13 protein-coding genes are annotated in these 16,334 nt (G+C 44.4%); 1 reads left to right on the top strand and 12 read right to left on the bottom strand.

Translation table 11 applies throughout. The annotated features are described in order from the left end of the window. Window positions 1-63: 63 nt before the first annotated feature. The 9 genes from CLV51_RS09000 to CLV51_RS08970 all read right to left on the bottom strand — a co-directional run bounded on the left by CLV51_RS09000 (window position 64) and on the right by CLV51_RS08970 (window position 11,574). Complete coding sequence (locus CLV51_RS09000) at window positions 64-1,221, bottom strand: alginate lyase family protein (protein WP_106527723.1); 1,158 nt, start codon at window positions 1,219-1,221, stop codon at window positions 64-66. Between the two features lie 101 nt (window positions 1,222-1,322). Further along, on the bottom strand, window positions 1,323-3,113 hold the full coding sequence (locus tag CLV51_RS08995; protein ID WP_106527722.1) for a glycoside hydrolase family 36 protein: 1,791 nt from the start codon (window positions 3,111-3,113) through the stop codon (window positions 1,323-1,325). Between the two features lie 8 nt (window positions 3,114-3,121). Further along, the gene (locus CLV51_RS29075; protein WP_158266964.1) at window positions 3,122-3,262 is read right to left on the bottom strand and encodes a hypothetical protein; all 141 of its coding nucleotides are present in this window, start codon (window positions 3,260-3,262) and stop codon (window positions 3,122-3,124) included. Further along, window positions 3,246-3,392, bottom strand: coding sequence for a hypothetical protein (locus CLV51_RS29070; protein WP_158266963.1), 147 nt, complete (start codon window positions 3,390-3,392; stop codon window positions 3,246-3,248). The genes CLV51_RS29075 and CLV51_RS29070 overlap by 17 nt, the downstream gene beginning before the upstream one ends. Continuing rightward, on the bottom strand, window positions 3,389-5,929 hold the full coding sequence (locus CLV51_RS08990; RefSeq protein WP_106527721.1) for a glycoside hydrolase family 95 protein: 2,541 nt from the start codon (window positions 5,927-5,929) through the stop codon (window positions 3,389-3,391). Before CLV51_RS08990 ends, CLV51_RS29070 begins: the two co-directional genes overlap by 4 nt. Next, window positions 5,926-6,126, bottom strand: a complete 201-nt coding sequence (locus CLV51_RS08985; RefSeq protein ID WP_106527720.1) for a hypothetical protein — start codon at window positions 6,124-6,126, stop codon at window positions 5,926-5,928. The genes CLV51_RS08990 and CLV51_RS08985 overlap by 4 nt, the downstream gene beginning before the upstream one ends. Before the next feature lie 242 nt (window positions 6,127-6,368). After that, on the bottom strand, window positions 6,369-7,067 hold the full coding sequence (locus CLV51_RS08980; RefSeq protein ID WP_106527719.1) for a hypothetical protein: 699 nt from the start codon (window positions 7,065-7,067) through the stop codon (window positions 6,369-6,371). A 14-nt stretch (window positions 7,068-7,081) separates the two neighbouring features. Then, window positions 7,082-8,497, bottom strand: a complete 1,416-nt coding sequence (locus tag CLV51_RS08975; protein ID WP_106527718.1) for a RagB/SusD family nutrient uptake outer membrane protein — start codon at window positions 8,495-8,497, stop codon at window positions 7,082-7,084. A gap of 11 nt (window positions 8,498-8,508) precedes the next feature. After that, complete coding sequence (locus CLV51_RS08970; RefSeq protein ID WP_158266962.1) at window positions 8,509-11,574, bottom strand: SusC/RagA family TonB-linked outer membrane protein; 3,066 nt, start codon at window positions 11,572-11,574, stop codon at window positions 8,509-8,511. Between the two features lie 505 nt (window positions 11,575-12,079). Between CLV51_RS08970 and CLV51_RS08965 the strand changes: the two genes are divergently transcribed. Continuing rightward, window positions 12,080-12,289 (top strand): hypothetical protein, encoded by a 210-nt coding sequence (locus tag CLV51_RS08965; protein ID WP_106527716.1) that lies wholly within the window; start codon window positions 12,080-12,082, stop codon window positions 12,287-12,289. Window positions 12,290-12,432: 143 nt separating this feature from the next. Here CLV51_RS08965 and CLV51_RS08960 read toward each other — a convergent pair whose 3' ends face one another. The 3 genes from CLV51_RS08960 to CLV51_RS08950 all read right to left on the bottom strand — a co-directional run bounded on the left by CLV51_RS08960 (window position 12,433) and on the right by CLV51_RS08950 (window position 16,315). Further along, window positions 12,433-13,035 (bottom strand): response regulator transcription factor, encoded by a 603-nt coding sequence (locus CLV51_RS08960; RefSeq protein WP_106527715.1) that lies wholly within the window; start codon window positions 13,033-13,035, stop codon window positions 12,433-12,435. A 339-nt stretch (window positions 13,036-13,374) separates the two neighbouring features. Next, window positions 13,375-14,835: a sulfatase family protein gene (locus CLV51_RS08955; RefSeq protein ID WP_106527714.1), complete on the bottom strand. Its 1,461-nt coding sequence runs from the start codon at window positions 14,833-14,835 to the stop codon at window positions 13,375-13,377. 136 nt (window positions 14,836-14,971) lie between these two features. After that, window positions 14,972-16,315 (bottom strand): alpha-L-fucosidase, encoded by a 1,344-nt coding sequence (locus CLV51_RS08950; protein ID WP_106527713.1) that lies wholly within the window; start codon window positions 16,313-16,315, stop codon window positions 14,972-14,974. Between the last annotated feature and the right edge of the window lie 19 nt (window positions 16,316-16,334).

Here is a 16,334-nt window from a genome sequence, read left to right as displayed (position 1 = left end):
CAAAATAAATCATCCAAATCATTAATTTATTGTGAACCAGACAAGCCTTCTATGATCAATCACCTACATCCAGATAACAGGATTCCTGACTGGCAAATTGCGCAATACTTCTTCCACCTTCGGGTCATGTTCCAACAACAACCATAAACGGTAATAATCATCATTTTTAAAGGCCGCAGCGCCAAAAATAAGGAAGGGTTGTGCCACTGGCCAGTTATTCCAATACATCACATCATGGGTATAAGGCCAGGTAGTTTTATCCTTTACAAACGGGTACATAAAAGTGATGCCTTTAGCGATATTCCGGTTCTTGTCTACCTTGTATTGCCACAGGTCATTTCCGGGAGTACTCAGCAGCTGACAAATAGTACTCATCGCATCCAGGTTAAACAACGAGTAACCGTAAGGTTTAGTACGCCTGAGCTCCTGCGGAAAGCTGCCATCAGCTGCCATTTGCGCAGGCAGTAATACTGTTTTATAACGATTAATGCAGAAATCCATCAGCTCCCGGTTATCCACGAAGCGGGCAAAAGCCGCCACCTGCATCACCCAGCAAGTCCCGTGATTATTAGCCGCATTCATTTCATCTTTACCATAGGGATGTGTGGTTAGCCACTGTAAATAGGCTGTAAACCAGCCTTTGATAGCCGCCAGATCAGCCGCTGGAATAGCACCCGCTTTTTCCATGATACGCAATGCCTGCACTACTTCCATGAAATGAATGGTATCAATTATGCCAATACCGCGGCCAGTGGCCTTTCCCTTGATGGCTTGTGCATATAAAAGACTGGGATTCATGCGGGTGGTGGAATCTTCAAACCAGGCCTTTGCATGCAACAGCGCCTGTTGCAGATATGTATTATCCTTAGTGGCTACGTAACCCGCTGCCAGCGCGCCCATCACGCGGCTACATCTTATCATTGCCTGACGGTGTGCTACAAAATTATCGGGATTGGATTGCCCGTCACGCTGGATGTATGGCCCGTCCGGATTAGCTGGATCGGGCCACCAATAATCTCCTTCGGAATAAAAATCATGCACACCACCGGCGCTACGGTCGCAACGAAACGCTGTAATAGTTTGCGGCGATTGCTGCATAGCCCATTGCGCACGTGCTACAATAGCGGGTTTCGTATTTTTCAGCAATTGCTTTAAATAAGGCGATTGCGTTTGCGCAGAAAATGTAAAACCTAATAACAGTGTTAATAACAGATAGCGCATGTGATTCTATTTTTGGTTTTCTTCCTGAGAATTACGAATTGCGAATTGCGGATCGGAGCGATCTTCGCTTCTATCCGTAATTCGTAATTCCAAAGTGTGGATTATTTTAACAATAGCACCATTCCATCATGCCCTTTCATTTCTATACTGAAACTGCCGGTGTATTTACCCAAACTCTTGCCTGTCCAATAGTTTATTACTTCACATGGCTTATCCGGTTTCACTTGTAATTTTTGGGGAGATGATTGCCAGTTGAGCAGTACAATATATTTTCCTGCTGCCGTAGTGACCTTGCCAACTTCAAAATTTGTATTATCAAAAGCCACCGCCTGTGCAGTAGGCGGTACTGCTTTTCTTAAAATATTCAGGCGCTCCGGTGAGATCTTTGTTAAATCATCTCCACTCAACATCATACCACCAGTAGCATACAACAAGGCTGCATGAAAATTGAATTCGTTATCTGGCATATCGCCGGTTAATACGAGGCAGTCCGGATCATTCCACCAAAGACGGCCATTCTGCCAGGAGCGATACAGATTTTCCCGGCCGGAGCGTTCAAATACAGACCAGTTGCGTTTGATATCCATAGAGCTGCGACTCCCGTGTATCAGGCCCAAAGAAGGCCACAGCGGATGGTTACAGCCCAATATAAAAGCATCTTTTGTTCCTTTCAGGATAGCTGCCATACCACGGCGATAGGCTTCTACACGGGTAGCATTTTTATCGTAAAAATAGCCGCCATGAATGGCGCCCCAGAAATTAGCATCCAGCTTAAAATAAGTAACACCCCAGTCATCGCGCATAGTGCGGAACAACTGCTGAAAATGTTGCTGCACGGCGGGATTGGTGCCATCCAATACATACCATGGTTTCCAGCGCCAGCCACCAAAAGTTACTTCATCACTGCGCAAAGGCTTGCCGGTGGCGTCTTTCACGAGCCAGTCTTTATGCTCCTTAAAAATGGTGGAATTGCTATCGCAAATAAACGGCGCTACCCAGATGGCCGGCTCAAAACCTTTATCACGGATACTATGCAGTACCTGCTGTATATTCCCCCCAAAAGAATTACCCATTTCCAGCCAGTCGCCCATATGCGGCTGGTAGCCATCATCTATCTGGATATATTTTAATGCAGGAATATTTGTTTTGATATAATCCAGGTTATCATAAATATTTTGTGCCGTTACCCGCGGACCAAAACAATACCAGGAACACCAGCCGGTAGGCGGCTGCTTAAATTCCAGGCGCGGATGAAAATGATGAATACGATCAGCAAAACGATCCAGCAGGTTGTTACCGTCTTTACCGCTGAGCAACATCAGTTCTTCCAGCTTAAACTCCTTGCCGGGAGCCAGTTCCAGGTTTTCCAGGTCCATTACTACTTTGATAGTATCAGCAGATAAATAAAATTTACCTACAAAACGGTTACTGGATGTATAGCCCACGAGTACCTGCGCATCCCCTGCAGGATACAATCTTAACAGGTTATAAACTGCCAGGTAACCATCAGGTTGTGGTATTTTGTAGTGTCCGGCATCTGTATAGTTGCCGAGACTTTCCGGTTTCGCCAGGGTACCAGCGTTTTGTGAAAGCATCTGAAAACCTTCTGCATAAAAGGGTGTAGACGATGGCAATACTTTGCCCACTTCACCAATCACTACTTCTTTTAATCGCACCGGACTACTACCGGTGTTAACTACTCGTACTTCACACAAATCGCCATTCCACTTCCGGATTACTTTAATATAGGCAGGAGCCTTTGCACCATTAGCCTGAAAAGCTGTAGCATTGCTGCTTTTCAAGGATTGAATAAAACGGTCTGATTCACCTGCACGGGCTATGATACCGCATAGTAGCAAACAACCGAGTAATAGTAAGCAGTTCTTTTTCATCGTGGATGTTATTTTGGTTGCATTGTTATCTCATATAATCTCATCAGTTCTGCACCGTTCAGTTGATCCGCTTTAATACTCACTTCGTATTCACCTGCCGGCAGTGATACTGTTCCTTGTTTTTCCAACCATTTAAGTAACAGCGGCATCAATGGCCACTTTATCGCGGGTATCTGCCTGTTGTGCCAGGATACCATCGTCATCACCTTTCACCTGCGCAACTGCTACAGCTGATATAACGCCAAAGGCTATACTTAAAACCGAAGTTTTTATCTTCATATAATATCATAAATTTTACCGGGTGCAGTTGAAATATCATACTCAAATACTTCCTTCAACTGCAACTCCGGCAATTTGCTTTTATCTTTTACTTCCATTTTTACCGGTAGCTGTAACTGGTAAAATAAGTTGGGATTGATACCCGTTGCTACCTTCGCAGGCTGCCCGTTTACTTTAACGGCTACGCGCGTACGAATACGACAGTTACCACCTAATGCAGACCTGATCACTGCATGCGTTAACTGCCCGTTTTGCCATTCCATATCTACCTCAAATCCACCTCTTGCTTTTAATCCTTTTACATTTCCGGAAGGCCATGCATCCGGCAGGGCAGGCAACAGATACAACACGCCATCATGGCTTTGCAGCAGCATTTCCATAATACCGGAGGTTACACCAAAATTGCCATCTATCTGGAAAGGAGGATGTGCATCAAACAGGTTTGGATAAGAACCACCGCTGTTATCAGCAACGCTCACTTCCTGTCCGCCTGCTAAAAACAATTGTTTATTCAACATAGTATAAGCATGGTTGCCATCTTCCAGGCGTGCCCACCAGTTTATTTTCCACGACTTAGACCAACCGGTACCGCCATCGCCGCGCAGTAACAAACTACGTTTAGCTGCTTCCGCCAGTTCCGTATTCCGGCGCGGAGAAATAAAATTCCCCGGAAACAGGCCATACAAGTGAGATGCATGGCGGTGCGTATCTTTAGGATCATCCCAGTCCTTATACCATTCCTGCAACTGACCGTATTGCCCCACATGAAAAGGGTACATCTCTTTCATGGTATTTTTAATCCGGGTTACCAATGCAGCATCCTGCTGCAGTACTTCCGCGGCCTGGATCGTATTATTAAATAAATCATGAATGATAGACAGATCCATAGTAGTAGCGATGCTTACAGTGCCTTCGCGCTTACCATTGATCATAAAATTATTTTCCGGTGTGGTAGATGGATTTGTTACCCACTGTCCCTGTTCATTTTTCACTAACCAATCCAGCATAAATTCGGCAGCACCTTTCAGATCCGGATATGCCTGCTGCAACATTTTTTTATCACCGGTAAACTGATAATGCTCCCACAGGTGCCTGCTCAGCCAGGCCCCGCCCATAGGCCAGATAGCCCATGTAGGATTACCTCTGGGATCGGCAAAATCAAAGCCGCCTGCAGGATTGGTCATTGCCCATATATCGGAATTATGATGCGCTGTCCACCCTTTAGCGCCGTAATTAACGGCAGCGGTTACACGCCCGCGTTGTGCTATCCTGCCAATAAAATCGAACAACGGCACGCCGCAATCCGACAGGTTAGCGGTTTCAGATGGCCAGTAGTTCATTTCGGTGTTGATATTAATAGTATAGTTAGCACCCCATGGCGGCTGCATTTCCTTATTCCATAAGCCTTGCAGGGTCATAGCCGGGCCACCTTTCCGTGAGCCTGCAATCATCAGGTAGCGACCATATTGATATAACAACGTTGTCAGTTGCGGATCGCGGTTACCACCATTTACGGTGTATACCTTCAAACGCTCGTCTGTAGGCAATTGCGCGGATCCATCTTCGCCCAGGTTTAAGGCTACCCGGTTAAATAAAGCAGTATAATCAGCTATGTGTGATTGCAGCATTTGCGGATAAGTAATTGTTGCGGCCCTTGCCAAAGGCGCCATGGCAGCAGCATGCGGGTCTTTTCCATTTGCGCGCGGCTGTTTGTCAGCATCACTGTAACTGGTACCTATAGATAACAACAATACCGCTTCCGAAGCACCGGAGATATGCAGACCCGCGGTATCCGTTTTTACGGTACCACCTGTTACACGTGCATCCAGGTGCACTTCGTAGTCAATACCTTTATCGCCATAAACAATCTGTTTGGTTTCATATGCCCTGCTGGCTACATATTCGGGGCATTTGCCTTTCATGATGAGGCAGTGATTATTTACCACACTGTTTACATGCGGCATCGGATTGGCAAATTTAGTACTGAAACTGAGTTTACCGGCTTTGCTGCTACTATAGCGTATCACCAGTAGTTGCTGCGGGTAACTGCAAAACACTTCCCGCGTATAACCAATACCGTTAGCTGTATAGGTAACGCGTGCAACGCCCTTGTTTAAATCCAGTTCCCGCTTATAGTTGGTAGCTTCCTGTGGTATGTCATTTTCAATCAGTAAACTGCCCAGGGTAAGATAGCGCGCACTATAGGTGCCCATCATCTTTTTAGCCAGCTTGTCTGCTTCCATGTATTTCTCTTCAAATAACAACTTCCGCATTTCCGGCAATGTTTCTTTGGCTAACGGATTGTTGCCATCACGCGGAACGCCGGACCAGAGGTAGCCTTCATTCAGCTGCAGTTCTTCCTGCTGCACACCGCCAAAAATCATGGCGCCAATGCGGCCATTACCTACGGGCAATGCTTCCACCCATTGTTTGGCGGGTTGCTTGTACCATAGCTTCAGCAGGGAGTCTGCCGGAGTGGCTGCGTAGCTGCTCCAGGAGAAGATCAGTAGCCCGAATCCTAAAAAATATTTTGTCATTGTACGTTGTTAATACCGTTAATTTTTACAATTCCACCTTCAGCGGCGGGCCTCACCCCCTCCCATATACCGCCCAGGTCACCTTTCAGGAATTCCCATGATTGGGTGATACGGATAGATTGTTGTGCAGCTGCTATTTTTGTGCACCCCAATATTATTAACAGTACACGCCCAAAACCTCTTTTTCTTATCAACATTTTCGGAACTGTTTTAGTATCTGATTTTCTAATAATCTATATGTTGTGTAAGTTTCGGATTACTAATATTACGTGGCGGCTAAAAAGATTTCATAACGAGATAAATTAGTCAATTTTTCACCGGGAACTACCTTAAAAAACGAATAATGATGAAAGTTATGCAACCGTTTGCATAACCTTCACCATTATTTTGCCTTTTATCAATGTTTTTTTGCGGAAGGCCTGCTCTTACCAGGTCGTCCTTATGGTTTTACGCCATAGCTCACTACCCTGTCTACCACATGTGCCGGCCCGTTGGTATTCAGAATCCCCGCGGTACGTACATTGGTAACCGTTACAGAATTGAGGAAGTCATTAATTTTAATGGTGGAAGCACGGTCGTTAGTCAGCCGCAGTGTCATCATGCTCTTTGGGTTCAGGGAATCTACACCGGGAGGCAATAACGCATAAATAGTATCATTCTCCGGCCCTATATTTCCAAAGGTATGTTCTCCATCGGCCATCAGGTAAAGCAATGTATTCTTTACAAACTGCTTCGGATATTCATCCCAGCTTTTGGCTGCCCGGAATTTTCCGGGGATAATTTTTCCGGTAGAATCCCTGTCCGGCACCAGGTATTTACCCCAGTAACAATCTATGGTTACCTTCTTTTTATCGATACGCAATACGGCATCGCGGTGCAGCAAAAAATAAGTCCTCCCCTGTTTGGTATATTCAGAAGAATCAATACCAGCATAGGCAATAGCCTGCAGCATAAAATTAAAAACGGAATCCTGTCCGGGTTTATTACGATCATTCATGAACTGCCAGGTGCTTTTAAACGTATGTGCATCTGCCACATGTGGCGTAAAATCCCACGATTCCTGTGCATCCAATCCGGCCAGGGTACAAGATCCCAGCGCACTGCACAAAAATAATATCATCATTTTACTGATTTTCATAACAACAGATTTTATTATTCTGAATAAGGAGGATTTTGTTTGAGGAGAGGGTTGGCATTGAGATTATCGCGGTTAACGGGCCATAACAACAATCCATCATTGTTATATCCCGGATTATCCACCTGGCGGAACTTCAACAACGGATCCATCACCTCTTTCACTTTGCCGTTGCGGCGCAGGTCAAACCAGCGTTTGAACTCACAGAAAAATTCCAGCTGCCGTTCCCTCAAAATACCATTCAACAGCGCTTCCTTGGTTGGAAAATTTGCTGCTGCAAAGGCTTTCATGCCTGCACGGGTATGGATCTGGTTCAGCAATGTAAGCGCTGCAGGCGCATCTCCTTTGGCATTCATGGCTTCTGCACGCAGCAGAATTATATCGGTATAGCGATACATAGGATACTGGATATTTGTTTCTGAACTTTTGGGATACACCTGCTTCCCGTCTTTATCCAGTTTCAATGCATAATATTTCAATACTTTATCTTTTGCAGCCTGCTTCAGATCTACGGTTTGTTTCCCCCTGATATCAGTGGTATCCAGGAGAAAATGGCTCCATACAGTATCTTCCACCAGGAAATCGCTGTTATTATCATTACAGCCAATGAGTCCGGAGATGCCGGCACCGCCGTCTACAAGGTAGTCCCACGACAGGCTCCAGATACTTTCCAGGGAACCGGACGGCGATACAAACAGGTTTTTCCAGGTACCACCAGGTTCCAGCGTATACCATTTCAATGCAGTCAGCTTGTCCATCCATTTTAATGCATTATCATAATCGTGCCGCCACATGTATACATCAGCAAGCATCGCGGCGGTACTGCCTTTATTTATATTAAATACGGTGGAATGATCTGCACTCAGCATATCGAATGACTTTTGCAGATCAGGAATCACCACCGCAGTTAAAATACTATCCGCACTGGTGCGGGCTTTATAAGGACTCTTATGTAAATCTTCATAAGGCTCCAGCCATAGTGGTGCATCTCCCCATAAACGTACCAGTGTGAAATAACACCAGGCCCGTATTACCAACGCCTGTGCCATATATTGCGCCTCGTTAACAGCGGTTACATTTTTTACACCGGGTGCTTTCTTCAGCAACATATTGGCGCGACCAATAGTAACGTATAGCGGTGCCCAGTCGGAGCCGGAAATAGTAGCACTCAAACCGTTCAGTGCATACTGCTTATTACCATACTGGCTTACATTAAAATTATCTGTACGCGCATCGCCCCAGTATACATAATTGGTATTCAGGGACGCCTGTACCCCATCGTACACACCAGCCAAACCATGAATAATATCATCTTCTGTTTGCCAGAACTGATCCGGCGTAAGCTGGTTCTGTGGCTTTTCATCCAGGAATTTATTACATCCGCTGAATAATAAAGCTGCTACTGCCCCTATCGAAAAAAATACTTTCTTCATCTCTCAAAAAATTAAAGGTTAATGTTAACACCCAATCCTAATTCCCTTCTCCGTGGATAACGTCCGTTATCCTGTCCCAGCTGCAATGCATTGGCAGAAGAAAATTCAGGATCATACCAACTGTAGTTAGTCCAGGTAATCAGGTTGCTGCCATAGATATACAGGCCCGCACCTTTTACCTTTACCCGATGCAGCATTTTTGGATTAAACGCATACATCAGCTTCACATAACTTAAACGTATAAACGAAGCGTCTTCGAGGTAACGGGTACTGATACGATGGTTCCAGGCTGTGCTTTTATCTACACGGGGAACGTCTGTTACATCGCCCTGGTTGCGCCATGCGTGATAAATTACATAAGGCTGCGGAATAATATTGGAAGTAGTATAGTTATTAAGCGCAGCAGCTGCATTATTATATATAGCACCACCCCATTGTACATTAAAAGTGAAAGAGAGTGTGAAATTTTTATAGGTCAGATTATTGATCCAGCCGGCATAAAATTTTGGTTGTGCATTGCCGATAACACGACGGTCTGCATCATCAATCACACTATCTTTAGTAGGATTATCATATATCACATCTCCGCCTTTCAGCAGGTTGCCATTACCATACATACGATGCACTGTACCCAGGTACTTTTGTCCGCCGATGGTATATTCACCTGTAAACTTTTTATTTTCATCAAAGGTGGGTGTCAGCTGTTCCCAATTGTCGTTATAGGCATTGGATTGATCGTACTGGTATATGCCTTTATAATGGAAGCCGTAGAAGTCGCCCAGGTTGCCGCCTTCGCGCACCAGCCATTTATCGCCGGCAATAAACTGTTCTCCGTTATACAACTGTTTTATAGTGCCTCTTTCAAAAGTAATATTGAAGATCGTGTTCCATTGAAAATCTCTTTTCTTTACTGCCAATACATTTACGGCAAATTCAAATCCTTTATTCTGTATACTGCCAAGGTTAATGCGCGCATTATTATAACCTGTTTCTACGGGCAATGGACGAGCGTACAACAGATTTTTGGTTGTTTTTACATAATAGTCTGTAGCCACTGTTACATGGTCATGGAAAAGGCTCAGATCCAGCCCTATATCTGCATCACGGGTGCTCTCCCAGCTCAGGTCCTTATTACCGAAATCGGAAGTAGGTACTGCCCCGGAGATGCCGTTATAAAAATTATTCCCGAACGTGAGTCGTTGCATGGCATCGTAATCGCCGATGCGTTCATTACCATTTATTCCGTAGCTCACGCGCAGTTTGGCATCAGATAAATAGCGGCGTGCAAATCCCATAAATTTTTCATCGCTGAAACGCCAGGCGCCGGAAACAGAGGGGAAATCGCCCCATATATTAGATTTACCAAAGCGGGAAGAACCATCGTGGCGCAAAGTAGCGCCCAGTATATACCGGCTTTTGTAACTGTATCCTATACGACCAAAGAAAGAAGCCATGCTGTGTACAAAGCCTTTGGTAGTTGTTTTACTGTTGAGTAATTGTCCGTATGCATTGGCATAATAAACCAGTTCACTCACATAATCAGTACCGCCTATATCAAAGGAATTCCCTTTGTATTTTTCTGCACTGAAACCTGCCATGGCGGTGAAGTCATGATCTTTCCGGATAACTTTATGATAATTAAAATATGCCTGGTACTGCCAGCCGATATTCAGGTCAAAACCTTCACTGCCGGAGCTGGAAGTAGGGTTGGCAGCACTCACCAGCTTGGAACTGAAAGTTATATTATGCGGAGCTGCCAGGTCTACGTTAAAGTTGGTATTAAAGCTCAGGTCTTTTGACAGTTTTGCTTCCATAAAGGTGAAGGCATTACCGCCGTACGACTGTGTGATGTTGGTTTCATAAAGCGCATTTGCCAAAGGATTTCGGCGGCCGCCGAGATAACCTGCCAGTGTACCATCCGGCAACCATACGTAATAGTTGGTAGGGCGCTGAAAGGTTTGGTTGAGCGTGTTGCCTTCATTTATATTATTTTTCTTTTGATAGGCGAACTGGAAACGGTTACCGAATTTCACTTTATCTGATAGTGAAAACTCTGTATTGACGCGTGATTTTATTGTTTTAGCCCAACTGTTTACCACGATACCTTTATCGTCCAGGTATTGTATGCTGGAGTAGTAGTTGGCATTTTTAGCGGCACCGCTCATGCTCAGATCTACCTGTTGACGTACAGCCGTTTGCGTGATGATGTCCTGATAATCGTTATCAGCATTAAAACCGGGATTAAGTGAGTCCACGTCTACGCCGGTACCGCCAGGGTTTTGCAGTTTGCGGAACAGGCGTACTTCATCTGCATTGGACTGCCGTAGTTTATGCGCCAGTTTACCCAATACGCTGGAATAGCGTGCATCAAATGTGGGTTTGCCTTCTACGCCACGTTTGGTGGTGATGATGATGACGCCGTTGGCAGAGCGGGAGCCATAAATAGCTGCTGATGCCGCATCTTTCAGTATTTCTATGGATTGAATATCGGAAGGATTGATATTCCCGGCGCTTTCGCTTAGTACACCATCAATCACATACAGCGGGTTATTGCCGGCAGTGGAAAAGGTAGAGAAGCCGCGTATGCGGATGCTTCCCTCTGCTCCTGGTTCACCGGCGTCGTTCATCACAAGTACGCCGGCTGCCTGGCTTTGCAGCGCGTCTATCAGGTTTACCGGTTGTCTTTTTTCAATAGCCTCCTGATTGATAGAAGTAATGGCGCCTGTAAGGTCCCGTTTACGCGCATTGCCATAACCTACGCTCACCACTTCATCCAGTTGTTTGTTGGAGGACTGCAATTGTACGTTCACTGTTTTGGCACCGTTTACATTTTTTTCCAGTGGAAGGTGCCCGATAGCAGAAAATACCAGGACAGCATCGGTGGCTACATTGAGCAAGGAGAAGCGGCCTTCCTGGTTGGTAGTAGCTCCCGCTGAGGAGCCTTTAATACGAACCGTTACACCAGGGAAGGGTTGTTGGTCCGGTGTAAGCACCTGCCCGGTTACCGGACCTGTTTGTGCAAATACCGGGTTGATATTGCCGCTACATAGCAATAGCAGTAAAACCAGCATGGGCATACCTCGTAAATAAATAATCATAAAAATCAATTGATAACGTGAGATAATAAAGGAGAATGAACAGATGCTATAGATTCATAATACTAACGTGAAGGAATACACGATGTCAGGGATCGGATTAATACAGCTCCGTATGTTGCAAATGCAAAATCCGGGCTGGCATTAACCGGCCATTACCATACCGTAGTATGGTGTCAGTTTAGGTGTAGTATTAAATGATAGGTTGATAGAATACTACGAATAAAAATAGTCTGATTAGGGTAGGTACCCCTTACAACAGTTTAGGTGCATATGTTTTTTCATAATGGAATTTTTAGAAAAGGTATTTTTTGGTTCGCAGAATAATATTGGTTGATAAGAGCAAACGATTGCATTATAAAAGCAATCAAAATTGATTATTAAATATCCATGCTACAAAGGTTCTCAGGGATTTGCTACGTATCTGTTACATCGAAATTACGCAATCGATTGCACATAATTAAGTGCTATTTTAACATTTATACATATGATTTTGATATCTGGTAAAAGCCGGGGGGCAACAGCAATAATTACATTTATTATTCGTGATGATGATAGTATCACGGATATCACCGCAGCAGGTCTGCATACTTATCAAGACTACAGCAGGACACATTGGGAGGCATCCTCACAATATGCTACACTACCGGTGCATTCCTCACGTAACGTGTGGGCAGCAACCAGGCATAGCAACTGAAGGCTGTTGATGAAGTATGTTATGCAGGTCCGGCTGAAGGCATACATCAGCGCTTTGCCGCGCAAAACCAGGGTTGCATAAATAATCATTAAGGCTACAAGGCGGTCAGGTAAAGGCACAGGGTTTCCGGAACAGAGACACCGCTACACAAGGTGCTCCTTCATGGCCTTTACAATAGCATTGGAACGGGAGTTTACATCCAGCTTACGATAGATATTCATGATATGGGAGCGCACAGTACCCACACTGATATGGCAACCTTCCGCGATTTGCTTATAGGTGTCGCCATTTACCAGGCAACGCAAAACTTCCTTTTCCCGCGGAGACAGTCCATAAGGGTCCTGATAAACATGCCGCTCCTTGCGAAAAAACGCCAGTACCCTGTTTACCGCCACCATATTAGATTGCAGCGCCGTTTCATACACCTGAGAAATAAATTCAGACAAAGAAACCGGTGGAATATGATCCACTTCAAACCCTTTTGCTACTGTTGGCATCTCCGTTAGAGATTGTCCTTTATCATTCAATGTAAGCAACAGCACATTTATTTCAGGGTAGGCTGCTTTCACTATGCTGGCGGCCTCTATCGCAGTCAATCCAGGTATCTCTATATCCATAATAACCAGGTTGCAGATATCTTTTGCTAATTGTTGTAACACTTCTGTTGATTCGCTGTGCAATCCCGCAACTTCTAAAACTTTCGATTCTCCCAAATGACCAGGACTAATAGGCCGCACTTTTTTCATAATATTCCTTTTGGGTTATGTATATTTCCTATGAAATCTTCCATTGTTAACTGCAATTTTTGGAAGCTGGTATGGTTGATAACTGAAAACGGAAAGATCACACGGTTTCCATACCCGTAACAAATTTGAAACAATTACATGCAGTAGTCAATCGGATACGTATATGGTTTTTCAATAAATATTAATATACAATTTGTTTTATATTACTAATAAAACACAATCATAACATGGTTGACTCTATACCTTTAGCGGATTAACGGGAATACAAAGCCTTAACAATCAATCACTTCAAAGTTGGCACTTCTTTCATTTCTCACAAATTATATTTATCTATATATATCATAATTGCACCTTTCCGGCAAATCTCCGGCTATTTCCTTTTGCCCCCGTCAGGTCATCGCCCAACTCATTCCGGTATTTTTCAGCTATCACCAACAACTCTTTTACTACATCCGGAAATTGCTTTTGCACATCTAATGTTTCTCCCGGATCACGACGCATATCATACAACGCTAACGCAACATCTACATTGGGCTGTGCTCCCGGGAAACCATCATAACCTGGTAAATTCAATTTATAAGTACGGGACTTATGCGGTAATACCAGCTTCCAGGGTCCTTTACGAATGGCCTGTAAACTATTCACTTCGTAATATACGGCCAATTCGTCGCGCGGGTTTGCGTCCGGCTCGTTAAATAATAACGACTTCATATTTACACCGTCAATTTTTCTTACCGGCAACTGTGCTCCGCACAAGTTAGCAATAGTAGGCAAAAGATCAATAGTAGCGGCCATCCTGTTACATACCACACCAGCAGGAATCTTGCCCGGCCACCGCATTATACATGGGACACGAATACCTCCTTCCCAGGAAGTCCCCTTGCCTTCCCGTAACCCACCGGTATTACCAGCATGATTACCATAAGATAACCAGGGACCATTATCACTGGTAAATATCACCAGCGTATTATCTGCCAGCCCATTGTCTTCCAGCGTTTTCAGTACCTGTCCGACAGACCAGTCAATCTCTTCTATCACATCTCCAAACAATCCATCCTTACTCTTTCCTTTATGTTTATCAGAAACGGCAATAGGCACATGTGGCATACTGTGCGCCAGGTACAGGAAAAATGGTTGTTTTTTATTCTCTTTAATAAAACGACAGGCACGATCAGTATAAATAGTCGTGAGCTGCGATTGATCTTCCAGTGTTTTAATATATCTCAGTGGCTTATTCCCTTCGATCAAAGGTAAAGGCGGATAATTTTTACGGGAATTGGTAGATGTATCTGCGTATGGCTTACCATCATAATGCACAGGCCACATATCATTGGAGTAGGGCAACCCCAGGTACTCATCAAACCCATGCTGCAAAGGCAGCCATGGCGCTTTACTACCCAGATGCCATTTACCTACCATGCCGGTATGGTAACCCTGTTGCTTCAATATGGAAGCAATTGTTTGTTCACTTGTATCCAGGGCAATGGGCGCAGTAGGCCACAAGGCACCGTTAATGCCTATACGATTTGGATAACAACCGGTCAGCAATGCTGCCCTCGAAGCAGAACATACTGCCTGTGCTACATAAAAATACGTGAACCGCATACCCTGCGCGGCCATACGATTTAACTGAGGCGTGTGCCAGGGCGTACCGGCATAACATTCCAGATCACCATAACCCATATCGTCCATAAATATGATCACGATATTGGGCTTCTTCGCTGCTGGCAATGGTTTCACGAAACTGAATGACACAGCCGCCAATAATAGTATAGCAAGGAAACGTAATAATTTATTCATCCGGGCCGTTTAACAATAAGAAAATGGTAAGCATAAAAATATGCTATTTCACGCAAAGAAGCAAAGGAGCAAAGACGCAAAGTTTATTAAAACCTTTTGCGTCTTTGCTCCTTTGCTTCTTTGTGTGAAATAAATGCTATTGCAATATCAACTCTATCACCGGTATTTCCACATCAGGTTTACGCACCGGCAAATCCAATGCTACATCACCTTTATCAGTATTATGCATTTTAATCTCAGACCCATCACTGAGTAACTGTGCATACTTTATTTTACCTTTCATACCTGGCAATTCAAAGCGCTGCAATGGATAATCCAGCAAATGCACATACAAACGTTTGGTAGCAGGATTGTAAGTAAGCAAGCTATTATCCGGACGTTTAAATTCAGCAGGTGCTTCTGTACATCCATAAATAGAACGACTGTTTACCTGCATCCAATCGCCCATTCCTTTCAGCCTGTCCTGTGCACGGGTATCGAAAAGGCCGCGGGAAGTGGGTCCTACGTTCAATAACAAATTACCACCTTTACTCACTGATTCAATCAGCAACACCAGCAATTGCTTGTTATCTTTCCAGGATGTTTCATCACGGTAATACCCCCACGAACCGGAAAAAGTTTGACAAGTTTCCCAAGGAACACGCTTGCCATTACGGGTAGGCCACTCAGATACTTTATATTGCTCAGGTGTTTCAAAATCGCCACCATCAGCATATTCACCTAAATCCAGGCGGTTATTAATCAGGATACCAGGCTGTAACTTCCGGATCATTTTAATCAGCTCCAGGGAATTCCAATCGTTATGATCTTTACCATGTTCACCAGGAAAGGAGAAATCTGTCCACAGTATATCAATTTTACCATAATTAGTCATCAGCTCTCTTACCTGGTTTTGCAGATAAGTGCGGTATTTAGCCATATCACGGCCTCGGTTCAGCGAGTCATAATCCTTTGGATTATTGGGCCGCTGCGGATGCACCTCGTCAATGGTGTAATCAGGATGGTGCCAGTCGATCAAAGAATAATAGAAACCAATTTTTAACCCTTCCGCGCGGAAAGCTTCCACCCATTCCTTGATCAGGTCCTTTTTAACAGGCGTATTGGTAGATTTATAATCTGTGTATTTAGAATCAAATAAACAAAAACCTTCGTGGTGTTTGGTAGTGATCACTGCATACTTCATACCGGCAGCTTTGGCCATACGCGCCCATTCGCGCGGATTGTACAGGTCCGGATTATAGAGATCAAAATATTTCTGATAGGCACTGTCGGTTATATGCTCATTGCTCTTCACCCACTCATGGCGGGAAGGCATAGAGTATAGTCCCCAGTGAATAAACATACCAAAGCGGTCATTCGTCCACCAGGCAAGTCTTTGTTCCTTTTGTGCATCGGTTTCGTTAAAGATCTTCTTCTCCTGTGCCTGTACCTGCAAGAGGAACAGCAGGAAAGTGATCGCACAAAGTGTCAGTTTTTTCATAACAATTAATTATTGTGAT

Source organism: Chitinophaga niastensis, assembly GCF_003014755.1.
GTDB classification, from domain to species: Bacteria; Bacteroidota; Bacteroidia; order Chitinophagales; family Chitinophagaceae; genus Chitinophaga; species Chitinophaga niastensis.
This window is presented reverse-complemented; position numbering and strand designations above follow the sequence as displayed.